This is a genomic window from Amycolatopsis sp. NPDC004747, assembly GCF_053601335.1.
The window spans coordinates 40,830-65,536 of record NZ_JBSGBQ010000038.1; the positions used below are offsets into that span (position 1 = coordinate 40,830).

A 24,707-nucleotide genomic window follows, 5' to 3' on the forward strand; every position below is an offset into this window, starting at 1 on the left:
TCGGATGGTGTCACCGACAATCCCTACGAAAGTCGTTCCGGCACGGAACGCGGGGAGAATCCCCTGCTGTGGCGGGGTTTGTACGAATTGATTCGATAATCCGGAACGTGCCGTTGGTCCGTTCGGCGCATTGACGCCCGGTTGAGCTGATCCTTTACTCGGATGCGTCCGGACGCATACCTGCTGTTAGCACGCCGGACACGTCTCCCGTTTCCCTTACCGGACCTCGATTCTGCCTTCATGGAAGGAAGACCTCGATGACCCATCGTGGGTTCAGCACGGGCTTGGCGGCCGCCGCCGGGCTCGCCATGACGCTCGCGTTACCGGTGACCCCGGCGAGCGCAGCGCCCCAGGCCCAGCCCGCCGCCCCCGAAGCGGCGGCCGCCCGCGCCGCCGACCAGGCGGCCGCCAGCGGCCTCGACGCCCTGCGCCGCGGCGCGGGCGAATCGTTCCAGCGCGTCGGCCTGACCGCCGGGGGCGGTGGCCTCTTCTACGGCGCTTACCAGCGCATCTACCAGGGCCTACGGGTCGTCGGCGGCGACGCGGTGGTCGTCGCCGACGGCGCCGGGCGCGTCCGCGGCACCAGTGCCGCGGAGACCTCGGCCATCACCGTCGGCACCCAGGCGCTGGTCGACGCGGCGAAGGCGGCCGCCACCGCGCGCGCTCAACTGCCCACTGTGGACAGTGTGAGCACGCCGGAGAAGGTGGTGCTGGCCGGGGCGAGCCCGAAGCTGGCCTACGAGGTCGTCGTCGCCGGGCGCACCGCCACGGCACCGAGCAACCTGCACGTGTTCGTCGACGCGGCGACCGGGGCGGTGCTCGACCAGCGGGACGACGTGAAGACGTTCGCCTCCGGAGCCAAGCGCCAGAGCCGGCCGGATACGGTGAACCTGGCCGGCGCCGGCAACAGCTACTACGTCGGCAACGTCTCCATCGACACCACGCAGTCCGGCAGCACCTACACGATGCGCGACCCGGGCCGCACCGGCATCAGCTGCGGCCGCGAAGGCGGTTCCGTCTACAGCGGACCGGACGACAACTGGGGCAACGGCTCGGGCACGGACCTCGAGACCGGCTGCGTCGACGTCCTCTACAGCGTCCAGACCGAGTGGAAGATGCTGGCCGACTGGCTCGGCCGCAACGGCATCAACGGCAGCGGCACCGGCTACCCGGCGTCCGTCGGCCTGAACGACGTCAACGCGTACTGGAACGGCTCCTCGACGCACTTCGGGCACTCACAGGACAACCAGCGCCAGGCCACCTCGATGGACGTCGTCGGCCACGAGTTCGGGCACGGCATCTTCCAGTTCACCCCGGGCGGTGCCGGTTCCGGCAACGAGAACGGCGGCCTGAACGAGTCGACCGGCGACATCTTCGGCGCGCTGACCGAGGCGTACGCGAACAACGCCAAGGACACCCCGGACTACGAGGTCGGCGAGGGCGTCAACCTGGTCGGCCAGGGCCCGATCCGCTACATGTACCAGCCGTCCAAGGTCGGCGACCCGAACTGCTACTCCTCGTCGATCCCGAGCACCGAGGTGCACGCGGCGGCCGGCCCGCAGAACCACTGGTTCTACCTGCTGGCCGAGGGCTCGAACCCGGGTGGCGGCAAGCCGGCCAGCCCGACCTGCAACAACTCGACCGTCACCGGCGTCGGCATCCAGAAGGCCGGCAAGATCTTCTACAACGGCCTGCTGAAGAAGACCTCATCGTGGAACCACAAGGCCGCCCGCAAGGCGACCCTCGAAGCCGCGATCGCGCTCTTCCCGGGCAGCTGCACCGAGTACAACGCCACCAAGGCCGCGTGGGACGCCATCTCCGTCACCACGGTCAGCGGTGAGCCGGCCTCGTGCAGCGGCGGCGGGCCGGACTTCTCGGTCGCGCTGAACCCGGCTTCGGGTTCCGTGCAGCCGGGCGCCTCGGCGACCACCACGATCAGCACCGCGATCACCTCCGGCGCGGCGCAGTCGATCACGCTGTCCGCCTCGGGCCTGCCCTCCGGCGCGACCGCGACGTTCACCCCGGCCACCATCTCCTCCGGCGGCTCCTCGACGCTGACCATCGCGACCTCGGCGTCGACCCCGACCGGCACCTTCCCGGTCACCATCACCGCCGACGGGGCCAGCACCGACCACACGGCGACCTACTCGCTGTCCGTCGGCACCACCGGGTCCTGTGCTCCGGTGACCAACTCGACGCGGCTGAACATCCCGGACTACCCGGCGAGCGCGGTCAGCAGCACCAGCACCGTCAGCGGCTGTGCGCGCAACGCGTCCGGCACCACCAAGGTCGAGGTGCACATCACCCACACCTACCGCGGTGACCTGGTCATCGACCTGGTCGCGCCGGACGGCACCGCCTACCGGCTGAAGAACTCCAGCAGCGACTCCACGCCGAACATCGACACCACCTACACCGTGAACGCTTCTTCGGAAGCGGCGAACGGCGCGTGGCAGCTCCGCATCCGAGACGTCGGCCCCGCCGACACCGGTTACCTGTCCTCCTGGACGTTGACCGTGTAGCACGCCCCACCCCGTGAAGGCCGCACCCGCCAGGTGCGGCCTTCACGGCCGTTCTCCCCAACCCCCACCGAAGGAATTCACCGCCATGAAGTGGAAGACACGACTCGGCGCCGGGGTCACCGCCCTCGCCGCCGTGCTGGGCGTTGTCAGCGCGCCGGCGGCCACCGCCGCTCCCGCCACGGCGCTCGCCGCGCCGGACATCTCGCTGGCCAACATCAAGACCCACCTCAACCAGCTGCAGACCATCGCCAACAACAACGGCGGCACCCGCTCGCCGCGCGGCGGCGGGTACGCGGCGTCGGTGTCCTATGTGGAAAACCTGCTGAAGAACGCCGGCTACACCACGAGCCGGCAGACCTGCACCAGCTGCGTCGGCCAGTCGCAGAACCTGATCGCCGAGTGGCCGCAGGGCGACGCGAGCCAGGTCATCATGCTCGGCGCGCACCTCGACTCGGTGAGCGCCGGCCCCGGCATCAACGACAACGGCTCGGGCAGCGCGTCGATCCTCGAGGTCGCGCTGACGCTGGCCCGGACCAACCCGGCGATGGCCAAGCGCGTCCGGTTCGGCTGGTGGGCCGACGAGGAGTCCGGCCTGGTCGGCTCCAAGTACTACGTCAACAACCTGCCGAGCAGCGAGCGCACGAAGATCAAGACCTACCTCAACTTCGACATGATCGGCTCGAAGAACTGGGGTTACTTCGTCTACGACGACGTCGCCTCGATCAAGGCCGTCTTCGACGAGTACTTCTCCTCCATCGGCATCCAGACCGAGGGCGACAGCGAGGGCGACGGCCGCTCCGACCACGCGTCCTTCAAGAGCGCGGGCATCCCGGTCGGCGGCCTGGCCACCGGCGCCGGCGACATCAAGAGCTCGGCGCAGGCGCAGAAGTGGGGCGGCACCGCGGGTTCGCCGTTCGACAACTGCTACCACCGCGCCTGCGACACGACGGCCAACATCCCCGACACGCCGCTGGAGAAGAATTCCGACGCCATCGGGTACGCGCTCTGGAAGCTCGCCGTCGCCACGACGCAGGGCAACGACTTCTCGGTGACGCTGAACCCGACGGCCGGGACCGTCCAACCGGGACAGTCGCTGCAGGTCGCGGTGAGCACCGCGACGACGTCCGGCTCGGCCCAGTCGATCTCGCTGTCCGCCTCCGGCCTGCCCGCCGGCGCGACGGCGTCCTTCAGCCCGGCCACCGTGCAGTCCGGCGGTTCTTCGACGCTGACCATCACGACGTCGTCGAGCACCCCGACCGGGACCTTCCCGGTCACGGTGACCGCGGACGGCGCGAACGCCGACCACACGGCGGCGTTCTCGCTCGGGGTCGGCAGTTCGTCGTGCGCCCCGGTGACCAACTCGACGCGGCTCGACATCCCGGACTACCCGGGTGCCGCGGTGAACAGCACCGCGACCGTCGCGGGCTGCGCGCGCAACGCGTCCGGCACGACGAAGGTCGAGGTGCACATCACCCACACCTACCGCGGTGACCTCGTCATCGACCTGGTCGCCCCGGACGGCACGGCGTACCGGCTGAAGAACTCCAGCAGCGACTCGACGCCGAACCTCGACACCACCTACACCGTCAACGCCTCCTCCGAGGCCGCGAACGGTGCCTGGCAGCTCCGCCTCCGGGACGTCGGCCCCGCCGACACCGGTTACCTCTCCAGCTGGACCCTCACCGTCTGATCCCCGGGGGCGCCGCTTTCCGGGGAAAGCGGCGCCCCCTCAGATTTGTCTAGACCACCACCCGTTCGTAGGTAGTCAACGGTTTCCCGCGCGCTTATGTTGGGCGGACACGCCGCGTACGCCCCTCAACGACGATGGGAGCCGGTATGTCCGGTCGCTTGTTCGGAACCCTGCTGGGAGCCTTGCTGGCCGTCCCGCTGCTCGTGTCGGCCCCCGCGCAGGGGGCGGTGCAGGCCGACACGTGCGCGGTGAAGTCGCGCCCCGCGGGCAAGGTCCTCCAGGGGTACTGGGAAAACTGGGACGGCGCCGCGAACGGCGTCCACCCCGGGCTGGGCTGGATCCCGATCACCGACAGCCGCATGGCCCAGCACGGGTACAACGTCGTCAACGCGGCCTTCCCGGTCATCCGGTCCGACGGGACGGTGTTGTGGGAGGACGGGATGGACGCCGGGGTGAAGGTGTCCACGCCGGCGGAGATGTGCGCCGCCAAGGGCGCGGGCGCGACGATCCTGATGTCGATCGGTGGCGCGGCCGCCGGGATCGACCTGTCCTCCTCCGCGGTGGCCGACCGGTTCGTCGCCACGGTCGTGCCCATCCTGAAGAAGTACAACTTCGACGGGATCGACATCGACATCGAGACCGGGTTGACCGGCAGCGGCAACATCAAGACGCTCTCGGCGTCGCAGTCGAACCTGATCCGGATCATCGACGGCGTGCTCGCGCAGATGCCGTCGAACTTCGGGCTCACGATGGCGCCGGAGACCGCGTACGTGACCGGCGGCAGCATCACCTACGGCTCGATCTGGGGCGCGTACCTGCCGATCATCAAGAAGTACGCGGACAACGGCCGCCTGTGGTGGCTGAACATGCAGTACTACAACGGATCCATGTACGGCTGCTCCGGCGATTCCTACCAGGCCGGGACCGTGCAGGGCTTCACGGTCCAGACGCAGTGCCTGAACAACGGCCTGGTCGTGCAGGGCACCACGATTCGCGTGCCCTACGACAAGCAGGTCCCGGGCCTGCCCGCGCAGCCCGGCGCGGGCGGCGGGTACCTGTCGCCGAGCCTGGTTTCCCAGGCGTGGCGGTCGGTTCCGGGCCTGAAGGGCCTGATGGACTGGTCGATCAACTGGGACGGCTCGAAGAGCTGGACGTTCGGCAACAACGTCAAGTCCCTGCAGGGCCGCTGACCCCTCGTGAGTGGTGAGGAGGGTTCCAACCCGCTTCACCACTCACGAGTCGCCGGCCGGGATCGGGTCGTTGTACTCGCCCGGCGGGCCCGCGTACTCGCCGCCGCCGTCCGGGAACGGCCACGGGTTCGGGACGCAGCCGTGCAGCCCGAGCGTCTGCTGCTCCATCACCGGCGCCGGGCGGCCCGGGCCGGGGCACAGCTCGTGGCCCTGGCCGAGCCGGTGCCCGGTCTCGTGGGTGACCATGTACTGGCGGTAGACCTCCAGCGGGGCGCCGTAGTTCGGGACGGCGTTGGCCCAGCGGGCGACGTTGAGCACGACGTTGCTGCCGTTGCGGCAGGAGGTGTAGCTGTCCGGGGTGCCGCCGCACAGCTTGTCGCGGCTGGCCGGCGTGGCGAGGTAGACGGTGAAGTCGGCGCTGTCGGCCGGGCCGACCTGCTGCAGCCGCCACTGCCCGCCGGCGGTCCAGCCGCGCGGGTCGCCGAGGATGGTGCGGATCGCCTTGGCGAACTCGCCGGGCCCGACGCCGTCGATGTCGGTTTCGATGGCGATCCGGTAGCGCATCAGCCGGCCCGACTTCCCGGCGACCTCGTCGCTGCCGGGGGTGAACATCCACTGCCCGGACCCGGTCCGCGGGAAGGTGATCGCGACCTCGACGGGCGCGGCCTGGGCGACGGGCTCCCGCTCGGCCGGCGGCGGCGGGACCGAGGTGGCCTCCCCGATGGCGGTGAGGACCGGCCCGGCCGCGGGCGCGGCCACGGGCTGCCGTTCCCCGCCGCACCCGCCCACCGCCAGTGCGAGCACGGCCACGGCCGCGGCTCGTCTCGCGGTTTTCGGCATGGGTCCTCCCGGGGGTGCGCGGTTTCAGAAGGACATACGGGCCACGGCCGGGAAAAGTTGCGGTGAGCTGCGGTGGCGCAGCGTCACCGCAGCTCAGGACGCTGGATGTGACGACCGCCACAGCGCGGTCAGCCCAGGAACTTGCGCAGCACCTCGGTGACCTGGCGGATCTCCGCCGTCCGGACGTTTTCCTGCTTCGTGTGGGCCAAAGTCGGGTTGCCCGGGCCGAAGTTCACCGCCGGCATGCCGCGGGCCGCGAAGCGGGCGACGTCCGTCCAGCCCAGCTTGGCCGCCGCGCGGCCGCCCGCCGCCGCCACCAGCTCCGCCGCCGCCGGGGCCGACAGGCCCGGCAGCGCCCCCGGCGACAAGTCCACAACGGACAGTTCGAACCCGTCGAAGACCTCGCGCAGGTGCTGCTCGGCCGCCGCCGGGTCGCGGTCCGGGGCGAAGCGGTGGTTCACCGTCAGCACCGCCGCGTCCGGGACCACGTTGCCCGCCACGCCACCGCTGACCGACGTCGCCTGGAGGCCTTCGCGGTAGGTCAGGCCGTCGATGTCGACGATCCGCGGCGTGTACTCCGCCAGCCGCCGCAGCGGCTCGGCCAGCGCGTGGATCGCGTTCTCGCCCATCCACGCCCGCGCGGTGTGCGCCCGGGTGCCCGAAAGCCTCAGCTCGACGCGCATGGTGCCCTGGCAGCCGGCCTCGATCACGCCGTTCGACGGCTCGCCGACGATCGCCAGGTCGCCGGCCAGCCACTCCGGCAGCTCGCGCTCGATCCGGCCGAGGCCGTTCTTGACCGCTTCGACCTCTTCGTTGTCGTAGAACACGAACGTCACGTCGTGCTTGGGCGACGGCAGCGTCGCCGCCAGGTGCAGGAAGACCGCATCGCCACCCTTCATGTCGACCGTGCCGAGGCCGTGCAGGATCTCCTCGTCACCGCTGCCTTCGCGCCGCGAGGGCAGGTTGCCGTTCTCCGGCACGGTGTCCAGGTGCCCGGCGAGCACGACCCGCGACTCGCGGCCGAGGTTCGTCCGCGCGAGCACGGCGTCGCCGTTGCGGACGACCTCCAGGTGCGGCGCCTGCGTCTGCAGCGCTTCCTGCACCGCCGTCGCGATCTCCGCCTCGGCGCCGGACACGCTGAAGACGTCCACCAGCGCTGCGGTCAGGTCCACCGGATCGGCGTGCAGGTCGAGGCTCATGACCCGCACGCTACCGTGGGGGTGTGCGCACGTTCGGAGTCGCCGTGAGCGGCGCGTTGCTGGTCCTGGTCCTGTCGGGTTGCGGGAACGAGGCCGGGCCCACGCCCCCGCGCCGGGGCGGCGAGCCCGGTCCGGACGCGCTGCCGACCAAGCTGGACGCGCTGACCGTCGACCAGTGCTACGCCAGCCCGCGCACCCAGCTGCCGAAGGGCTGTGAGAAGTACGTCACCGAGGTCGGCAACGTCCCGGGCGCGGCCCGCAAGCGCGCCGACGACCGTGACCCGCAGCTGGTCGCCGAAGCCACCAAGCTGGACCAGGCGGTCGGGGCGTTCCGGAGCGCGGGCTGCACCACCGTCCCCGCCGCGGGCGGCCCGTGCTCGCAGGCGCTGGTCGACATCGCCGCTGCCCTTTCGGGCCTGAAGAAGCAGGTAGACGCGCGGCCCACGAGTGGTTGACCCGCGTCACTCCACTACGGTGAGGGTCGTGAGCGAGCAGAGCCCGAACCCCGAAACGACCGGCGCCAGCGGCGTCGGGCTGGCCACCGTCGCGACCGACGGGACGGTCCTCGACACCTGGTACCCGCACCCGAAGCTGACCGAAGGCGGCACGCCCGGCACCGAGCGACTGAGCGCCGAAGAGGTCACCGAGCTGCTCGGCGAAGCCGCCGCGGCGCTGCTCGGCCCGGACACCGACCGCGGGGTCGAGGTGGTCGCCGTGCGCACCACGATCGCCAGGCTGGCCGACGCGCCCGCGGACACGCACGACATGTACCTGCGGCTGCACCTGCTCTCGCACCGGCTGGTCCGCCCGCACGGCCAGAACCTCGACGGCATGTTCGGCCTGCTGGCCAACGTCGTGTGGACCAACCACGGCCCGTGCCCGGTCGAGGGCTTCGAGACGACCCGGCTGCGGCTGCGCTCGCGCGGCCCGGTGACCGTCTACAGCGTCGACAAGTTCCCGCGGATGGTCGACTACGTCCTGCCGTCCGGTGTCCGGATCGGCGACGCCGACCGCGTCCGGCTCGGCGCGCACCTGGCGTCCGGCACCACCGTCATGCACGAGGGCTTCGTCAACTTCAACGCCGGCACGCTCGGCGCGTCGATGGTCGAGGGCCGGATCTCGGCCGGCGTGGTCGTCGGCGACGGTTCGGACGTCGGCGGCGGCGCCTCGATCATGGGCACGCTCTCCGGCGGCGGCAAGGAGACGATCTCCCTGGGCGAGCGGTGCCTGATCGGCGCGAACGGCGGCGTCGGGATCTCGCTGGGCGACGACACGGTCGTCGAGGCGGGCCTGTACGTGACGGCGGGCACGAAGGTCGTCGTCGAGGGCAAGGTCGTCAAGGCCCGCGAGCTGAACGGCATTTCCGGCGCGGTGTTCCGCCGCAACTCGGCGACGGGCGCGGTCGAGGTGGTGCCGCGGACCGGCGCCGGTGTCGAGCTGAACGCGGCCCTGCACGCGAACGACTGAGGGCGATCGTTCACCTACCATTCATGAGGTGACCACCGAATCGTTGCCTCGGACGCTGGCGGAGCTGGGCCTGCCGGACGCGCCCGTCGAAGCGCGTCCGGCCGACCCGGCCGGCCACCACGTGCGGGCCAAGCTCGACCGTGAGATCCGCGCGCTGCTGGCGCACGAACCGGGCACGCGCTCGGGCGCGGACCCGGAGGACCTGCACCAGATGCGCGTGGCGCTGCGGCGGATGCGCAGCGTGCTGAAGCTGTCCGGTGGCCTGGTCGGTGCCGGCGCCGAGCCGGTGCGCGCGGAGCTGGGCTGGCTCGGCCAGTCCCTCGGCGAGGTGCGCGACTACGACGTGCTGATCGGGCACCTGCGCGAGGTGATCGCCGACTTCGAGGTCCGCGACCAGGCCCCCGGCCGCCGCCTGGTGTCGAGGTTCGTCAGCGAGCGGGCCAACGCGAAGCGGCGCCTGACGCGGGCGCTGTCGAGTGCCCGCTATTCGACGTTGCTGCGCGAGGTGAGCCTGCTGACGCGGGCGGAGCACGCGCCGGACACCGACCGGCCGCACGACCTGATCGCGGGCCTGGCGAAACCGCACCGGAAGCTGGCGAAGGCGGTGCGCGCGCTGCCTTCGAACCCGCCGGACGACGATCTGCACGCGCTGCGCATCCACGGCAAGAAGCTGCGGTACGCGGCCGAGCTGGCCCAGACGTCGGCGAAGAAGAAGCAGACGGCGAAGATCAAGCGGCTGCTGAAGGCGACGAAGGACTTCCAGACGGTGCTGGGCGACCACCAGGACGCGGTGGTCGCGGCGGAGCGGATGCGCTCGGTACTGGCGTCGGCGGACGGCCCGATGGGGTTCGTGGCGGGCCGCATCGCCGAGCGCGAGCTGGGCCGCCGCGCCGAGGCCCGCGCGGTCTGGCGCGAGTCGTGGGAAGCGGTCGACGCGGCCGCCAAGGCCCTCCACGCCTGAGCCGGCCGGGCCTCAGGACATCGACCAGACGTACCCGTCCGGCCGGACGAGCACCCGGCGGCCGCCCGAAGCCTCGTACGCCGAGTACGCGTGGCCGCCCGCGTCCACCAGCTCCGCTCCCGTCGCCACGCTCCCGGCAGGCAGGATCCGGTGGCCGTGCTCGCCGAGCGCGCCATCACCGAACACCAGCTCCGTCGCGTGCGGGCCGCGGAACAGCTCGAACAGCCGCACCGGCTTGCCGTTCGCGTCCACCAGCGGCGCATCCGGCGCCCGGTCGCCCGGCCGCAGCTCGCCCGTCCCGGCCGGCGACAGCGGGCCACCGCGGTAGCCGACGTCCAGCTGCTGCGTGTCCTCCCCGCGCCGGTGGGCGTCCTCGTCGCCGTCGACGTACTTCTGCAGGATGCCCGCGGTGACCCCGAGCACCCGGGCCGCGACCGTCCGCCGCTCGATCTCGTAGCTGTCCAGCAGCTCCGGTGACCCGTCCGCCAGCTTCCAGCCCAGGTTGTAGCCGTCCTGGATCCCGGTGTTCAGGCCCTGCCCGCCGGTCGGCGGGTGGACGTGCGCCGCGTCGCCGGCCAGGAACACGCGGCCCTCGCGGAAGCGGGCCGCCAGGCGGACGTTCGGCCGCCAGACCGTCGACCAGGCCAGGCCGGTGAGCTTGACCGTGCCGGCACTGAGCACGTCGAGCCGGGCCTGGACCGCGGGCAACGCCGTCTCGACGTCGGTCTCGCCGTCGCCGAGGGAGGCGGCGAACTGGAAGTGCGGTGTCCCCGGCAGCGGGCTGAACATCATGCCGCGCATCGGCTCGTCCGGCGTCGCGAACCAGTGGCCGTGGTCCCGGTCCAGCCCCTCGGCCACGACGTCGCCGAGCAGCATCCGGATCGACTCGTCGGTCGTGCCCTCGAACGGGATCCCCAGCGCCTTGCGCACGAAGCTCTTGCCGCCGTCGGCGCCGACCAGGTACGCCGCGCGGACGGTCTCGCCCGTGCTCAGCGTCGCCGTGACGCCGTCGGCGTCCTGCTCGAACCCGGTCAGCGCGGTGGCCAGTTCGACGCGCACGCCGAACTCGGCCAGCCGGTCACGCAGGATGCCTTCGGTCTGCGACTGGCCGAGGAACCAGCCCGTCGGGTACGGCCGGTCCGGAGACGGGTCGACGACGTCGAACATCATCCGTTCGCCGACCACCTCGCCGCCCAGGTGGATCCGCATCGGCACCGGGGCCATGCCCGCGGCCAGCACCGCGTCGAGCACGCCCAGGTCTTCGAACACCTCCAGCGTGCGCGGCTGCATCCCGTCGCCGCGCGAGCCGACGAAGTACTCCTCGGCCTTGTCGATGATCCGCACGGCGACGTCGCGCCGCGCCAGCTCGATGGCCAGCGTCAGCCCGGTCGGTCCGGCGCCGGCGATCAGCACCCGAGTGTCCATGTCGTCCTCCCAGTGAATTAGTATTCAGTGAATCTGGATTCAGCATGGCGGTGCTAGCGTCCCGTGTCAAGGGAGGTGGCGATGACGGCGACGAGCCGCAGGGAGAAGGCCGCGGAGACCGAGGTGGCGCTCAAGGCCGCGGCCAAGCGCGTCTTCGCCAGGAAGGGCTACCTGAACACCAAGATCACCGACATCACCGCCGAGGCGGGCCGGGCCGCGGGGTCGTTCTACAACCACTTCGCGGGCAAGGAAGAGCTCCTGGAAGCCCTCATGGCCGACATCGCGGCGTCGGGAGACGAGAGCGCCGACAGCGAAGACCACCTGGCCGACTTCAGCGACCCCGCCGCCGTGCGCTGGCACGTCAAGCAGTACTGGACCTTCTACCGGGACAACGCCGCGACCATGCTGGCCCTGCGCCAGGCGGCGATGGTCAGCGAATCGTTCGCGCGCACGGTGGCGGAGTTCGGCGCGTCCCAGGCGGCCGACCTCGACGACCACCTCGCCCACATCACCCGGGCCGGCCTGCGGCTGCCGGCCGGACCCGAGCACTGCGGCATGCTGATCTACCAGCTCGTCGACTCGTTCGCGGCGACCTGGCTGCACGGCCCGGCCCCGGAGCGGAACGTGCCGACCGACGAAGAGGCCGTCGAGATGCTCACGCGGTTCGTCTACCGCGGCCTCACCGGCCGCGATTATTGATCTTCCCGCCGCGATCTTCCTTTTCCGCACCCTCCGGCACAACGGAGGATGACCGATCCCCCGCGGTCAGGACAATGGGAGAGCATTCGACTCGAACAATTTCCTGATTCGATGGGAGCCGCGGCATGAACGCACTCGGCGCAAACCCGGAAATCGTCAAGTTCATCTACTGGGACAACCTGACCTACTGCCCTCCGGGATCCCGTGCGCCGGAGGAGTGGAGCCCCGCGCTCGCGGCCCGGCTCTACGAGAGCTACCTCGACCACTGCGTCGAAGCGGAGGGGCTCGGGTACGCCGCGGTCAGCATGCCGGAGCACTTCGGCCCGTCGTCGCCGTGCCCGCACCCGAACATCATGATGGCCGCGCTCGCCGCCAGGACCAGCCGGGCCCGGATCATCTCCGGGGTCAACCTTCCCCTGCTCCACCACCCGATGCAGCTCGCCGAGCAGTTCGCCATGATCGACGTGCTGTCGGGCGGCCGGCTCGAGGTGGGCCTCGGCAGGCACGGCGACCGCGCCGCGCAGGAACACGCGATCGACCTCATCGACGGCACGCTCAACGACCACGACCACCCGGTCGCGCGCGCCGATCTCACCCCGATCGCCGCGTCCTTCACCGAGGGCGTCGAAACCGCGAAGGTGACCGTGTGGCCGCGTCCGGTCCAGCGGCGCGTGCCGCTGTGGGTCGCCGCGACCACCGACGAATCCCTGGCCACCGCGGCCCGCCGCGGCTGGGGTGTGTTCACCGGGCTGAACATCAATCCGTCGGCGGGCGGGATGGCGAAGATCAGCGTCGAAGAAATGCTGCCCCGGTTGCACCGCTATCTGGAAATCGGCCAGGAAAGCGGGCACGACCTGACGATGGCGAACATCGCGGCGAGCTGTTTCACGGTGGTCGCCGACACCGACCGGGAAGCCGCCGGAATCGTGCGCGCCGGGTTCCTCAGCCACATCGAGGCCTCGGCGGGCTACCTTTCGCGGCTGGCCGGCGTGCCCCCGACCGGGGAGAGCCCGCTGGAGGCGCTGGCCAAGCAGGAGGAAACCGGCGTGCGCGCCGTGCTCGAAGCCCCGGCCGAGTCCTACATCGAGAACCCGTTCGCGCTGGTCGGCTCGGTCGAGACGGTCAAGGACAAGCTGGCCGCCCTGCGCTCGGCCGGGTTGTCGCGGTTCATGCTGCTCTGCGGCGGGGTGGGCACGGCCCACGAGCTCGCCTGGGAGTCGGCGACGGCCATGGCCGAAGACGTCGCACCCGCGCTGTTCGCGGCTTCGAAGGCCCGGCCGCTGCGGCTGGCCGGCTGACCCGGGTGTCACCAGGGCACCCACCCTGGTGACGCCCGGCTCTGCCGCTAACGCGCGGTGAGGCGCTCCACGGCGGCGTCGACGCGCTCGTCCGTCGCGGTCAGCGCGACGCGGACGTGCTTGCCGCCCTTCGGGCCGTAGAACGTCCCGGGCGCGACCAGGATCCCGCGGCCGGCCAGCCACCGGACCGTCGCGGCGGCGTCCTCGTCCCTGGTGGCCCAGAGGTAGAGCCCCGCTTCGGAGTGGTCGATGCGGAAGCCGTTGTCCAGCAACGCCTTGCGCAGCACCAGCCGGCGGCGGGCGTAGCGCTCGCGTTGCGCGTGCAGGGCCTCGTCGTCGGCCAGCGCGGCGACCATCGCCTCCTGGACCGGCCGCGGCACGATCATGCCCGCGTGCTTGCGGATCTCCAGCAGCTGCTTGATCAGGCGGGGGTCACCGGTCAGGAACCCGGCGCGGTAGCTGGCGAGGTTCGCCGACTTCGACAGCGAGTGCACCGCGATCAGCCCGTCGGTCCGGCCGTCGCAGACCTCCGGGTGCAGCACCGACCGCGGATCGGCCTCCCAGCCGAGCGCCAGGTAGCACTCGTCGGAGACCACGACGACGTCGCGTTCGCGCGCCCACTCGACGACCTTGCGCAGGTGCTCGACCGGCAGCACCTGGCCGGTCGGGTTGGACGGCGAGTTCAGCCAGATCATCGCCGGCTTCTGCGGGCCGACGGCGACCGTGCTGTCGGCGCGCAGGATCGACGCGCCCGCCAGCAGCACGCCGACCTCGTACGTCGGGTACGCCAGCTCCGGGATGACGACGAGGTCGCCGGGGCCGAAGCCGAGCAGGCGCGGCAGCCAGGCCACGGCCTCCTTGGACCCGATCGTCGGCAGCACCGCGTCCGGCTCGATGCCCTCGACGCCGTGCCGCCGGGAAAGCGCGCCGCGCGCGGCCTCCCGCAGCGCCGGGATGCCGTGGGTGGTCGGGTACCCGGGGATCTCCGACACCGACGCGAGCGCCTCGCGGATGCCCTCCGGGACCGGGTCGACCGGCGTACCGATGGAGAGGTCGACCACCCCGCCGGGATGCGCCTGAGCCGTGGCTTTGACCTCGGCGAGCGAATCCCAGGGGAAGTCGGGCAGCGCGATCCGGTTCATTCGCCCTGCGGGGGCAGCGCCTTGACGAAGGCCGGGTCGTGCGCGGTCTTGCCCACCTTGGACGCGCCGCCGGGCGAGCCCAGCTCGTCGAAGAAGTCGACGTTGGCCTTGGTGTAGTCCGACCAGTTGTCCGGGACGTCGTCCTCGTAGTAGATCGCCTCGACCGGGCACACCGGCTCGCAGGCGCCGCAGTCGACGCACTCGTCCGGGTGGATGTACAGCATCCGCTCGCCCTCGTAGATGCAGTCCACGGGGCATTCGTCGATACACGCCTTGTCGAGCACGTCGACGCAGGGCTCGGCGATCACGTAGGTCACTGCGCACTCCTGCTTATCTCTGCAAAGACAGTCTCTGCAAACAGCCAGTCCGTGCCGACATTACGCGGCATCGGCACCCGTTCGGTTGGTGAGGCAAGCCTTAGCCATACCCGGGGTATGCGGCTCACCTCGGCCGGCGGCGCGGGGGCGGGGTGGCCCGGGCGTCGCCGGTGATGACGAAGCGCGGTTTTGGCGCCTCGCCGGTGTCGCTTTCGGTCTTCTTCTCCCCCACCGCTCGGTTGAACCCTTCGGCGATCTCGTCGACCAGCTTCTCGTTGTGCCGCTCGTCCTTGCGCTGGATGCCCACGGCTCACCTCCTGCCGAAAATCCGCTGCCGCGACTTTCACCGCCTCCGTCACAATCTAGCGGTGAACGCCGCCGAGAAGCTCGAAATCACCTGCAGCAAAGCATGGCCACCGCTGGTGGAGGATCCCTTGGGTGAGTGGCGTCTGCGCTGGGCCGACGGCTTCACCGGGCGCGCCAACAGCGCACTTGCCGTCGGCGACCCAGGTCGGCCGCTCGAGGAGGCCCTGCGCGCGGTGTGTGATTTCGCCCACGATCGGGCGATCGCCCCGATGGTGCAGGTGGTCCGGGACAGCCCGAACGAACGCGCGATCGCCGCGGCCGGCTGGGTGCCGGCCACCGGGCACGGCGCCGGCCACGAGGTCGTGGTGCTCACCGCGCCGCTGACCCCCGCACCCGCCGTCCCGGGCGTCACCGTCGGCGACGAGCCCGCGCCCGGCTGGTGGCCGCTCGCCATGCGGCCCGGCGAGGACTCCCCGGCCGCTCGGCAGGTCCTGTCGGGCGGGAAGGTCGGCTACGGTGCCGCGGTGCTCGACGGCGGCCTCGCCGGGGTCGTCCGCGGCGCGCTGGTCGACGGCTGGCTGCACGTCGGCCGGCTCGAAGTCGCCCCGGCCTTCCGCCGCCGCGGGCTGGCGTCGGCGCTGATGGGCGCGGTGCGGACGTGGGGCGTGGAACACGGGGCGGACCATTCGGTGTTGCAGGTCGCGGAGGGGAATTCGGGCGCGCTCGCGCTCTACGCGGGACTCGGCTACGTCCCGCGCCACAGATACCGGTACTGGGTGCCCGCACCCGGCTCGTGCGAGGATTCGACGTCGTGAAGATCGTGGTAGTGGTCGGCGGAGTGGGCGGGGCCCGCTTCCTGCTGGGTGTCAAGGCAGCGCTGGGCATGGCCCCGGAGGGGGCCTCCGAGTCGGAGCACGAGGTGACGGCGCTGGTCAACACCGGCGACGACGTCTGGATGCACGGGCTGCGGATCTGCCCCGACCTGGACACCTGCATGTACACCCTGGGCGGCGGGATCGACCCCGAACGCGGCTGGGGGCACGCGGGCGAGACCTGGGTGGTCAAGGAGGAGCTGGCCGCCTACGGCGCCGACCCGGACTGGTTCGGGCTCGGCGACAAGGACATCGCCACCCACCTGATCCGGTCGCGGATGCTGCGCGCGGGCTACCCGCTCTCGGCGGTCACCGAGGCCCTGTGCGACCGCTGGCAGCCCGGCGTCCGGCTGCTCCCGATGTCCGACGACCGCGTCGAGACGCACGTCGTGATCGACGACCCGGAGCAGGACGGCCAGCAGAAGGCCATCCACTTCCAGGAGTGGTGGGTGCGCTACCGCGCCGAGCCGAAGGCGCACTCGATCGTCGCGGTCGGGGCCGACGAGGCCAAGCCCGCGCCGGGTGTGCTCGAGGCGATTTCGGGGGCGGACGCCGTGCTCTTCGCGCCGTCGAACCCGGTCGTGTCGGTGGGCACCGTGCTGGGCGTGCCCGGGGTGCGGGACGTGCTGCGCAAGACCTCCGCCGGCGTCGTCGGCGTGTCGCCGATCATCGGCGGCAAGGCGCTGCGCGGGATGGCCGACGCGTGCCTGACCGCGATCGGCGTCGAGACCTCGGCCGAGGCGGTGGGCCGGCACTACGGCTCGCGCAAGGCCGGCGGCGTGCTGGACGGCTGGCTGATCGCGGAAGGCGAGACGGCCGACGTGCCGGGCGTGACCGTCCGCGACGTCCCGCTGCTGATGTCCGATGTGGACGCGACCGCGGCGATGGCCCGCGCTGCCCTGGAACTGGCTGGAGCCCCCGTTGACTGACACCGGTGACCACGCTTCCCCCAAGCTGGAGATCCTGCCCGTCGCCGGGCTGCCGGAGTTCCGCCCTGGCGACGACCTGACCGGCGCGATCGTGACCGCCGCGCCCTGGCTGCGCTCCGGTGACGTCCTGGTCGTGACCAGCAAGATCGTCTCGAAGGCCGAAGGCAGGCTCGTGCGCGTGCCGTCGGACCCGGAGGCCCGCGACGCCGAGCGCCGGAAGCTGGTCGAGCAGGAGGCCGTGCGGATCGTCGCGCGGATCGCGCGGACCGTGATCACCCAGAACCACCTGGGGATCGTGCAGGCCGCGTCCGGCATCGACGCGTCCAATGTGGCCGGTGACGAGGTGGCGCTGCTGCCCGCCGACCCGGACGCTTCGGCGCTGGCGCTGCGCAACGGGCTGCGGGAGCGCCTCGGCGTCGAGGTCGCCGTCGTCGTCACCGACACGATGGGCCGGGCCTGGCGGGTCGGGCAGACCGACGCCGCGATCGGGTCGTCCGGGCTGCGGGTGCTGCACGCCTACCGCGGGCAGGTCGACGGGCAGGGCAACGAGCTGGCCGTCACCGAGGTCGCCGTCGCCGACGAGCTCGCCGCGGCCGCCGACCTGGTCAAGGGCAAGCTCGGCGGGACGCCGGTCGCGGTGGTCCGCGGGCTTTCGATCGAGGACGACGGCTCGTCGGCGCGGGACCTGATCCGCCCGCTGGAGGAGGACCTCTTCCGGCTGGGCGCCAACGAGGCCGTCGCGCAGGGCCGCCGGGAAGCCGTCCCGGCCCGCCGTTCGGTGCGGCAGTTCGCGGACGAGCCGGTCTCCCCCACGTCGATCCGGCGGGCGGTGGGCTCGGCGCTGACCGCTCCCGCGCCGCACCACACGCACCCCGTGCGGTTCGTCTGGCTGCGCGACTCCGGCGTCCGGAAGAAGCTGCTCGACGCGATGCGCGAGTCGTGGCAGGCCGACCTGACCGGCGACGGGTTCACGCCGGAGCAGATCGCGAAGCGGCTCAGCCGGGGCGACATCCTGTACCGGGCGCCGGAGGTCATCATCCCGTTCCTGGTGCCGGACGGCGCGCACACCTACCGCGACGACCGCCGCAACGACTGCGAGAAGACGATGTTCACCGTGGCGGGCGGGGCCGCGGTGCAGGGCCTGCTGGTCGCGCTGGCGGCCGAGGGCCTCGGCTCGTGCTGGATCGGCTCGACGATCTTCGCCGCGGACGTCGTCCGCGAAGTCCTCGGCCTGGACGAGCGCTGGCAGCCGTTGGGTTCGGTCGCCATCGGCGTGCCGCTGTCCGAGCCGGCCCCGCGCGGACCGGCACTGGCCGGGGAAGGACTGCTGGAGCTGTGAGCCTGCACGCGGACGCCGTCACGACGCTTTCGGCGTGGCGGCCTGCCTCGGCGGCCCAGGAGTCGCTGCGGCAGGCGTTCCTCGGGTTCCTGGCCGCTCGTGAGGATTCCTGCCGGCGCTCCTGCGCGGCCGGGCACCTGACGGCGTCGGCGGTGGTGCTGGACCACACCGGCACGCAGGTGCTGCTGACCCTGCACCCGCGGGTCGGGCGCTGGCTGCAGCTCGGCGGCCACTGCGAGCCGTCGGACGCGTCGCTGGCCGGCGCGGCGCTGCGGGAGGCCACCGAGGAGTCCGGGATGGCCGGGCTGCGGATCTCGCCCGAGCCGGTGCACCTGGACGTCCACCCGATCACCTGCTCGCTGGGCGTGCCGACCCGGCACTTCGACGTCCGGTTCGCGGTGCACGCGCCCCCGGGCGCTTCGCCGGTGCGCAGCGACGAGTCCGACGACCTGCGGTGGTGGCCGGCGGACGCGCTGCCCGCGGGCTCGGAAGATCTCGCCGATCTGGTGAAAGCGGCCGTTCCTGTCGGTGCCGGGGGATAACCTGGTCCGCGGACAGGGAGGGACCACATGGCCACACAGTTCCCGGAGCGGGTGCACTACCACTCCGGCGGCGGCGGGGACACCGGCGTGTTCGGGTACATCGTGCTCGGGCTGATCGTCCTGGGCATCATCGTGTTCGTCATCGCGGTGATCGTCCGGGTGTCGAAGATGCGCCGCGAAGAAGCGATGAAGAACGGCGGGCAGTTCCCGCCGAACCCGAACTTCCCGCCGCAGCAGGGTTTTGCCGCGCCACCGTCGCAGGGTTTCCCGCAGCCGGGCTTCCCGGCGCCGGCCGGTTCGCCGCCGCCGTCGCAAGGTTTCGCGCAACCGGGCTTCGCGCCGGGCTACCCGCCGCCTTCGCCGCAGCAGGGGTTCCCGCAGCAGCCGGGGTACCCGCCGGCGCCGCAGCAGTACGCGCCGCAGGGGCCGTCGTTCCCGCCGCAGCAGCAGCTGCCGGGGCCGGGAGCGGGTCCGCAGAGCTGGTGATCGTCCCCTTCGACAGCAGTTCGCCGGTCCCGCCGTTCGAGCAGGTCCGGTCCGGGCTCGCGGCGCGGATCAACGACCGCAGCCTGGCCGTGGGCGCGAAGCTGCCCACGGTCCGGCAGCTCGCGGCCGACCTGGGCATCGCCCCGAACACGGTGGCGAGGGCGTACCGCGAGCTGGAGGAAGCGGGCCTGATCGAGACCCGGGGCCGTGCGGGCAGCTTCGTCGCGGCGGCGGGCGACCAGAACCGCCGCCGGGCCCAGCAGGCGGCGGCGGAGTACGCGAAGACGACCCGTAAGCTCGGCCTCGACGACGCCGAAGCGCTGTCGATCGTCCGCGCCGCACTCGACGAGGGGAACAGCTGATGGTGAGCGTGCTGATGCTGCTGATCATCGTGGCGGTGCTCGCCGGCGTCGGGGTGACGGTGCTGCTCATCGTGAACTCGAACAAGCCGAAGCAGCCGCCGTACCCGCCGCCGTACCCGGGGTACCAGCAGCCGGGATACCCGCCGCAGCAAGGGTTCCCGGGCCAGCAGCCGCCGGGATACCCGCCCCAGCAGGGTTTTGGCGGGCCGCAGCCGGGTTATCCGGGGCAGCAACCACCCGGTTTCCCGGGCCAGCAGCCGCCGTACCCGCCCCCGCCCCCGCCCCCGCCGGGCGGCTATCCGCCGCAGCAGTAGCCGAAGTCCGTGGATGCCGCGCATTCACGGACTTCTTTCACATAGCGCGGTAGTCGCGCAGCTCGATCCGCGGCCCGAACCGCGGCCGCGTGTGGCCCGCCGCCTCCAGGTACCGCACCGCCCGTTGCCGCTGCGGTGCGTACGGTGCCAGCACCTCGGCCATCCCCGCGTCGTCGAGCTTCGTGCCCAGCACCGCGTTCCCCACCATCGACGGGATGTTGTAGTCCCCGAAGCTCACCGCGTCCGGGTCGCCCCAGGCGCGCTGGGCCACCTCCGCCGCCGTCCAGACCCCGATGCCCGGGACCTGGCGCAGCCAGTGCCGCCCCTCGAGGCCGCCCAGCTCGACCGCGCGCTCCAGGTGCGGGGCGATCGCGGCCGCGTTCACCAGTGCCGTCCGGCGCTTGATGTCCACGCCCGCGCGGTGCCAGTGCCAGTCCGGCAGCGCCCTCAGCACCGACGGCGCCGGTGGCACGCGCAGCCGCTCCGGCGCCGGGCCGGGCGGGCGGGCGCCGAACCGGCGGCACAGCTCGGCCCACGACCGGATCGCCTCCTTGCCCGCCACCTTCTGCTCCAGCACGGCGAGCACCAGCCAGTCCCACACCACCCCGGTCGCCCCCAGCCGCAGGCCCGGGTTCGCCCGGCGGGCGCGCGCGACGACATCGTGGTGCGCGACGAACCCCGAATCGTCGTCGTTCGCCCCCAGCAGCGCCGGCACCCCGCTCAAGAGCCGGTCCTTCGCCGGGCCCCAGGCCGCGGCCTCGATCCGGCCGTCCGGCAGCCGGCGCAGCGCCAGCGTGCCCGGGCCGTCGGGCGTGTTGGACGCCAGCCAGGTGATGCCGCGCTCGTCGGTGAGGATGTTCAGCGACCCGCGGCCGCGCTTCAGCGGACCCAGGACCCGGCCCAGGTCGACTTCGAACGCCGGACGCCAGAACATCGGACCTACGCGTCGCTCGAGAAGCGGACGGACCCGTCGGGCAGCACGACGTCCGGCCAGACACGGGCGCCGTCCAGGAGCTCGCAGCCAGCCCCGACGGACACGCCGTCGCCCAGCACCACACCGCGCAGCACCGCGCCGGCGCCGACGCGGGCGCCGTGCCCGAGCACCGAGCGCTCGACGATCGCGCCCTCGGACACGGCCGCGCCGTCGAACAGCACCGAGCCGTCGATCTTCGCGCCGGAGCCGACCACGGCCGCGACGCCGATCGTCGAACCGCCGCTCAGCTGGGCGTCCTCGGCCACCGAAGCGCCGTCGAGGACCAGGAAGTCACCGGGGCGGCCGGGCAGCGCCGACGTCGGCGCCAGGCCGCGCACGAGGTCGGCCGAGCCGCGCACGAACGCTTCCGGCGTGCCGACGTCGAGCCAGTAGGAGGCGTCGACGAACCCCTGGATGTGCGCGCCCTGCTCCAGCAGCTGCGGGAACGTCTCGCGCTCGACCGACACCCGCCGCCCGGCCGGGATGGCCTCGATCACCGGGCGGCGGAAGACGTAGCAGCCGGCGTTGATCTGGTCGGTGGGCGGGTTCGGCGTCTTCTCGAGGAACGCCTGGACGCGGCCGGTCTCGTCGGTCGGCACCGACCCGAACCGGCTCGGGTCCGGCACGCGCTGCAGGTGCAGGGTGACGTCGGCCCCGGATTCGCGGTGGACGCGCAGCTGCTCGCCGAGGTCCGAGCCGGAGATGATGTCGCCGTTGAAGACGATCACGTGGTCGGCGCGCAGTTTGCCGTGGACGTTCCGGATCGCGCCCGCGGTGTCGAGCGGCTCTTCCTCGACGACGTACTCCAGCTCCAGGCCGATGGACTTGCCGTCGCCGAAGTACTCCTCGAACACCTCCGCCCGGTAGCTCGTGCCCAGCACGACGTGCCGGATGCCGGCCTCGCGGATGCGGGAGAACAGGTGGCTCAGGTACGGCGTCCCGGCGGTGGGGAGCATCGGCTTCGGCGCCGACAGCGTCAACGGCCTCAGGCGCGTGCCCTTGCCGCCGACCAGCACGACGGCGTCGACAGCGTCGGTTTGGACCTCGGACGTCACGGAAATCTCCTCTTTTATCACGCACCGCTGAGCGACAAGCCGCGGGAAACCCTGACGGAGGTAGCCCGGAGGGCCTACCCTAGACAGGAAACAGGCGGGCCTTTCCCCAGAGGGCCCCGGGTCAGTCGGGAGGCCGAGGGGATGGACCCCCGCGATCGGGCGGACGCCCTGCTCGCACGAGCCCAGGCGCGCGGTGTGTTCGTCGTGACACCCGACAGCGCGACGTCACCGATGGACTCCGCGAACACCCAGCAGATCCCGCGGGCCCAGATCGACGGGCTCGACCGCAGCCGCGACCCCGACACGACCACGCAGCTGCCGGCGTCGCTGATCGAGGAGAACGACCACCCGCTGGCCGGCTCGGCGCCGACGCGGCGGATGGAGGTCCAGGGCGGCCGCCGCCCGCAGCCGACGACCCCGCTGAGCACGCCGTCGCCGACCACGCCGATGCCCACGCCGCTGGCCCGCCGGCCCCAGGCCGAGCAGATCACGAGCCCGCTGAAGGAGCCCGACCCGGAGGACACCGGCCTGGTGCCGACGGTGACGCAGAACATCGGCAAGTCCGACCTTTCGCGCCGGCTCGACGGGATCTAGCGGGTTTCCAGCTTCAGCCGCAGCGCGAGGCCGAGCTTCACGGCGGCCAGCACCGGCTTCCAGGCGAGCCCCGGGTGCCGGTCGGCGAGGTAGCGGTAGGCGCTGGCGTGGTGGGCGGCGAGCATCTTCTTCGACGCCTGCGAAGTCGAGTGCCCGCCGAGGTGCATGACGCCGGCGGAGGGCACGTAGACGTTCAGCCAGCCGGCCCTGCCGAGCCGGTCGCCGAGGTCGACGTCCTCGAAGTACATGAAGTACCGCGAGTCGAAGCCGCCGACCGATTCGAAGGCTTCCCTGCGCAGCAGCAGGCACGAGCCGGACAGCCACCCGGCGACGCGCTCGACGGGCGTGCCGGTCTCCTGCCGGTACTGCCGGGTCCACGGGTTCCCGGGCCAGACCTTGCCGAGTGCGGCGTGCCCGATGCCGCGGCCGAAGGAGGGCAGCAGCCGGGCGGAGGGGTAGACGGTCCCGTCGAGCTCGTGGATCAGCGGCCCGAAGGCACCCCCGCGAGGCCACCGCTTGGTGGCCTCGAGCAGCCCGTCGAGCGACCCGGGCTCCCATTCGAGGTCGGGGTTGGCGATGACGATCCAGCCGAACCGGTCGTCGAGCTCGGCGACCCCGCGGTTGCACCCGGTCCCGTAGCCGACGTTCTCGCCGATGCTGAGCAGGTGCACGTTCGCGCGCTTCGCGGCCTTCTCGGGAGCACCGTCGGTGGAGACGGTGTCGGCCACGACCACCTGGACCGGCCGCTCGGTGGCCTTCTCGAGGGTGTCGAGGAAGCGCTCGAGGGTGTCGCCGGAGAAGTACGTCACGGTCACGACGCCGAGTTCGTCGCCGTAGCGGGATGCCTCAGTCACCCGGCCATTGTCCACTCGTCACCCAGCGCAACCCCGCCACCCCGCAGCCCGTGACGGAGGGGCCGGCACGCGTGATCAGGAAGCCGGCACGCGTGATCGAAGGGTCGACACGCCGCGCGAGGCCGCCGCCGCCGTGTCGACCCTTCAATCACCGGTGTCGACCTTCCAATCACGCGTGTCGACCCTCGGATCACGGTCAGCGGGTGCGGAGGTGGCGGGACCAGGCCTTGGCGTACGCCTCGCGGTGCCGTTCCGCGGTCGTGGCCCACGAGAACTCCTTCGCGCGCTGCTGCGCCGCCGTGGCCAGCTCGGCCCGGCGGCTCGGGTCCGCCAGCAGCTCGCCCAACGCCGCCGCCACGTCGCCCGCCCCGACGCCGCAGTACGCCACCGCGTCGCCGCCCACCTCCGGCAGTGACAGCCGGCGGGTGGTCAGGACGCACGCGCCGCAGGCCATCGCCTCCAGGACCGGCAGCCCGAACCCCTCGCCCAGCGACGGGTACGCCACCAGCTCCGCCCCGCCCAGGAAGCCCGCCAGCGTGTCGAACGGCAGGTAGCCCGCCCGGATCACGCGCAGCCGGTGCGGGACCGCGTCCAGCGCCCGCTCCACCTGGGTGTCCCAGCCCGGCTGGCCGGCCAGCACCAACGCCGGCGCGTCCGGGCGGCCGGCGACCGCCCTGGCGAACCCGCGGATCAGCGCGGGCACGTTCTTCCGCGGCTCCAGCGCCCCGAGGAAGGCCACGTACGGCGTCCGCCCCAGGCCGACGGCCGCGCGTGCCGCCGCGACCTCCGCGGGGGACGGCGGGTGGAAGCGCTCGCTGTCGACGCCGTGGTGAATCACTTCCAGCGAAGCGTGCCGGACCGGGCCGACGCGGGCCAGCTCGGTGGCCGTCGCCGCCGAAGGCACCACGCAGAGCGTCGCGCGGCGCAACGCCGTCGCCGTCCACGCGCGGAAGAAGCGGGCCTTCACCGACGAGTGCAGCACGGCGTCGGTGAAGAAGGTCGCGTCGTGCAGCGTGACCACCGAGGCGGCCGACGTCGCGAGCGGCATCGTGTAGTGCGGCGAGTGGACGACGTCCGCGCCGAGGCGGCGCGTCAGCCGCGGCAGCGTCGCCTGTTCCCAGGTCAGCCGGGCCGTGCGGGTGGTCGTGGCCGGCGAAGCGGGCACGACCCGCGAGCGCGGCGCCAGCTGGTCGTAGAGCCGCAGGTCACGCGGCTGGCAGACGACCGTGATGCGCGCCCCGTCCGCGTCGAGGGCCGCGACGAGCGAATCCACGTACCGGCCGACACCGCCGCGGTCCGCGGGGACCGCGGTCGCGTCGATCAGCACGCGG

The 24,707-nt window shown here is 72.2% G+C and carries 26 protein-coding genes; 16 read left to right on the forward strand and 10 right to left on the reverse strand.

All coding sequences use genetic code 11. The annotated features are described in order from the left end of the window. The first annotated feature begins 257 nt into the window (after nucleotides 1–257). The 3 genes from ACWEGE_RS39795 (at nucleotide 258) to ACWEGE_RS39805 (ending at nucleotide 5,402) form a co-directional block, all read left to right on the forward strand. Nucleotides 258–2,522: a M4 family metallopeptidase gene (locus tag ACWEGE_RS39795; protein ID WP_449665659.1), complete on the forward strand. Its 2,265-nt coding sequence runs from the start codon at nucleotides 258–260 to the stop codon at nucleotides 2,520–2,522. Nucleotides 2,523–2,607: 85 nt separating this feature from the next. Continuing rightward, nucleotides 2,608–4,212: a M28 family metallopeptidase gene (locus ACWEGE_RS39800; protein ID WP_449665660.1), complete on the forward strand. Its 1,605-nt coding sequence runs from the start codon at nucleotides 2,608–2,610 to the stop codon at nucleotides 4,210–4,212. A gap of 146 nt (nucleotides 4,213–4,358) precedes the next feature. Next, the gene (locus ACWEGE_RS39805; RefSeq protein WP_449665661.1) at nucleotides 4,359–5,402 is read left to right on the forward strand and encodes a chitinase; all 1,044 of its coding nucleotides are present in this window, start codon (nucleotides 4,359–4,361) and stop codon (nucleotides 5,400–5,402) included. A gap of 42 nt (nucleotides 5,403–5,444) precedes the next feature. Here the strand turns inward: ACWEGE_RS39805 and ACWEGE_RS39810 are convergent, their stop codons facing one another. Next, entirely contained in the window at nucleotides 5,445–6,242 is a 798-nt protein-coding gene (locus ACWEGE_RS39810) for a DUF3152 domain-containing protein (RefSeq protein WP_449665662.1), read from the reverse strand. Between the two features lie 128 nt (nucleotides 6,243–6,370). Further along, a complete protein-coding gene (dapE, locus tag ACWEGE_RS39815) occupies nucleotides 6,371–7,441 on the reverse strand; it encodes a succinyl-diaminopimelate desuccinylase (protein ID WP_449665663.1) in 1,071 nt (356 codons plus the stop codon). A 44-nt stretch (nucleotides 7,442–7,485) separates the two neighbouring features. On the opposite strand from dapE, the gene ACWEGE_RS39820 reads away from it, so the two are divergent. Genes ACWEGE_RS39820 through ACWEGE_RS39830 form a run of 3 tightly spaced genes read left to right on the forward strand, consistent with a single transcriptional unit; the run spans nucleotide 7,486 to nucleotide 9,869 of the window. Then, nucleotides 7,486–7,896, forward strand: a complete 411-nt coding sequence (locus tag ACWEGE_RS39820; RefSeq protein ID WP_449665709.1) for a hypothetical protein — start codon at nucleotides 7,486–7,488, stop codon at nucleotides 7,894–7,896. Nucleotides 7,897–7,924: 28 nt separating this feature from the next. Continuing rightward, nucleotides 7,925–8,908, forward strand: coding sequence for a 2,3,4,5-tetrahydropyridine-2,6-dicarboxylate N-succinyltransferase (gene dapD / locus ACWEGE_RS39825; RefSeq protein WP_449665664.1), 984 nt, complete (start codon nucleotides 7,925–7,927; stop codon nucleotides 8,906–8,908). A 28-nt stretch (nucleotides 8,909–8,936) separates the two neighbouring features. After that, nucleotides 8,937–9,869, forward strand: coding sequence for a CHAD domain-containing protein (locus tag ACWEGE_RS39830; protein WP_449665665.1), 933 nt, complete (start codon nucleotides 8,937–8,939; stop codon nucleotides 9,867–9,869). A gap of 12 nt (nucleotides 9,870–9,881) precedes the next feature. On the opposite strand, the gene ACWEGE_RS39835 is transcribed toward ACWEGE_RS39830, so the two are convergent. After that, entirely contained in the window at nucleotides 9,882–11,294 is a 1,413-nt protein-coding gene (locus ACWEGE_RS39835; RefSeq protein WP_449665666.1) for an FAD-dependent monooxygenase, read from the reverse strand. 81 nt (nucleotides 11,295–11,375) lie between these two features. Here ACWEGE_RS39835 and ACWEGE_RS39840 point away from each other — a divergent pair, with 81 nt between their 5' ends. Continuing rightward, the gene (locus ACWEGE_RS39840; RefSeq protein WP_449665667.1) at nucleotides 11,376–11,993 is read left to right on the forward strand and encodes a TetR/AcrR family transcriptional regulator; all 618 of its coding nucleotides are present in this window, start codon (nucleotides 11,376–11,378) and stop codon (nucleotides 11,991–11,993) included. Nucleotides 11,994–12,118: 125 nt separating this feature from the next. Then, the gene (locus ACWEGE_RS39845; RefSeq protein WP_449665668.1) at nucleotides 12,119–13,291 is read left to right on the forward strand and encodes an LLM class flavin-dependent oxidoreductase; all 1,173 of its coding nucleotides are present in this window, start codon (nucleotides 12,119–12,121) and stop codon (nucleotides 13,289–13,291) included. 47 nt (nucleotides 13,292–13,338) lie between these two features. Here the strand turns inward: ACWEGE_RS39845 and dapC are convergent, their stop codons facing one another. The 3 genes from dapC to ACWEGE_RS39860 form a co-directional block, all read right to left on the reverse strand. Beyond that, nucleotides 13,339–14,433, reverse strand: coding sequence for a succinyldiaminopimelate transaminase (gene dapC / locus ACWEGE_RS39850; RefSeq protein ID WP_449665669.1), 1,095 nt, complete (start codon nucleotides 14,431–14,433; stop codon nucleotides 13,339–13,341). Next, the gene (fdxA, locus tag ACWEGE_RS39855; RefSeq protein ID WP_091304417.1) at nucleotides 14,430–14,750 is read right to left on the reverse strand and encodes a ferredoxin; all 321 of its coding nucleotides are present in this window, start codon (nucleotides 14,748–14,750) and stop codon (nucleotides 14,430–14,432) included. Before fdxA ends, dapC begins: the two co-directional genes overlap by 4 nt. Nucleotides 14,751–14,874: 124 nt before the next feature. After that, nucleotides 14,875–15,057 carry a hypothetical protein gene (locus tag ACWEGE_RS39860; RefSeq protein WP_449665670.1) on the reverse strand — a complete coding sequence of 61 codons (183 nt, stop codon included), beginning with the start codon at nucleotides 15,055–15,057 and terminating at the stop codon, nucleotides 14,875–14,877. A gap of 61 nt (nucleotides 15,058–15,118) precedes the next feature. Here ACWEGE_RS39860 and ACWEGE_RS39865 point away from each other — a divergent pair, with 61 nt between their 5' ends. Genes ACWEGE_RS39865 through ACWEGE_RS39895 form a run of 7 tightly spaced genes read left to right on the forward strand, consistent with a single transcriptional unit; the run spans nucleotide 15,119 to nucleotide 19,900 of the window. Continuing rightward, nucleotides 15,119–15,871, forward strand: a complete 753-nt coding sequence (locus ACWEGE_RS39865) for a GNAT family N-acetyltransferase (protein ID WP_449665671.1) — start codon at nucleotides 15,119–15,121, stop codon at nucleotides 15,869–15,871. Next, nucleotides 15,868–16,857: a 2-phospho-L-lactate transferase gene (cofD, locus tag ACWEGE_RS39870; protein ID WP_449665672.1), complete on the forward strand. Its 990-nt coding sequence runs from the start codon at nucleotides 15,868–15,870 to the stop codon at nucleotides 16,855–16,857. Before ACWEGE_RS39865 ends, cofD begins: the two co-directional genes overlap by 4 nt. Continuing rightward, a complete protein-coding gene (locus ACWEGE_RS39875) occupies nucleotides 16,850–18,196 on the forward strand; it encodes a coenzyme F420-0:L-glutamate ligase (protein WP_449665673.1) in 1,347 nt (448 codons plus the stop codon). The genes cofD and ACWEGE_RS39875 overlap by 8 nt, the downstream gene beginning before the upstream one ends. Next, a complete protein-coding gene (locus ACWEGE_RS39880; protein WP_449665674.1) occupies nucleotides 18,193–18,738 on the forward strand; it encodes an NUDIX hydrolase in 546 nt (181 codons plus the stop codon). Before ACWEGE_RS39875 ends, ACWEGE_RS39880 begins: the two co-directional genes overlap by 4 nt. Nucleotides 18,739–18,765: 27 nt before the next feature. Next, nucleotides 18,766–19,224 (forward strand): hypothetical protein, encoded by a 459-nt coding sequence (locus ACWEGE_RS39885; protein ID WP_449665675.1) that lies wholly within the window; start codon nucleotides 18,766–18,768, stop codon nucleotides 19,222–19,224. Then, nucleotides 19,221–19,586 carry a GntR family transcriptional regulator gene (locus ACWEGE_RS39890; protein ID WP_449665676.1) on the forward strand — a complete coding sequence of 122 codons (366 nt, stop codon included), beginning with the start codon at nucleotides 19,221–19,223 and terminating at the stop codon, nucleotides 19,584–19,586. Before ACWEGE_RS39885 ends, ACWEGE_RS39890 begins: the two co-directional genes overlap by 4 nt. Then, nucleotides 19,586–19,900, forward strand: a complete 315-nt coding sequence (locus ACWEGE_RS39895) for a hypothetical protein (protein ID WP_449665677.1) — start codon at nucleotides 19,586–19,588, stop codon at nucleotides 19,898–19,900. The genes ACWEGE_RS39890 and ACWEGE_RS39895 overlap by 1 nt, the downstream gene beginning before the upstream one ends. 37 nt (nucleotides 19,901–19,937) lie before the next feature. On the opposite strand, the gene ACWEGE_RS39900 is transcribed toward ACWEGE_RS39895, so the two are convergent. Both ACWEGE_RS39900 and ACWEGE_RS39905 read right to left on the reverse strand, forming a co-directional pair. Next, the gene (locus ACWEGE_RS39900) at nucleotides 19,938–20,834 is read right to left on the reverse strand and encodes a DNA-3-methyladenine glycosylase family protein (RefSeq protein ID WP_449665678.1); all 897 of its coding nucleotides are present in this window, start codon (nucleotides 20,832–20,834) and stop codon (nucleotides 19,938–19,940) included. A gap of 5 nt (nucleotides 20,835–20,839) precedes the next feature. Then, the gene (locus ACWEGE_RS39905; RefSeq protein ID WP_449665679.1) at nucleotides 20,840–21,928 is read right to left on the reverse strand and encodes a sugar phosphate nucleotidyltransferase; all 1,089 of its coding nucleotides are present in this window, start codon (nucleotides 21,926–21,928) and stop codon (nucleotides 20,840–20,842) included. A 141-nt stretch (nucleotides 21,929–22,069) separates the two neighbouring features. Between ACWEGE_RS39905 and ACWEGE_RS39910 the strand changes: the two genes are divergently transcribed. After that, entirely contained in the window at nucleotides 22,070–22,522 is a 453-nt protein-coding gene (locus tag ACWEGE_RS39910; RefSeq protein ID WP_449665680.1) for a hypothetical protein, read from the forward strand. Here ACWEGE_RS39910 and ACWEGE_RS39915 read toward each other — a convergent pair. Both ACWEGE_RS39915 and ACWEGE_RS39920 read right to left on the reverse strand, forming a co-directional pair. Then, complete coding sequence (locus ACWEGE_RS39915) at nucleotides 22,519–23,376, reverse strand: glycosyltransferase family 2 protein (RefSeq protein ID WP_449665681.1); 858 nt, start codon at nucleotides 23,374–23,376, stop codon at nucleotides 22,519–22,521. The two genes, ACWEGE_RS39910 and ACWEGE_RS39915, sit on opposite strands and share 4 nt — an antisense overlap. Before the next feature lie 196 nt (nucleotides 23,377–23,572). After that, complete coding sequence (locus tag ACWEGE_RS39920) at nucleotides 23,573–24,703, reverse strand: glycosyltransferase family 4 protein (RefSeq protein WP_449665710.1); 1,131 nt, start codon at nucleotides 24,701–24,703, stop codon at nucleotides 23,573–23,575. Between the last annotated feature and the right edge of the window lie 4 nt (nucleotides 24,704–24,707).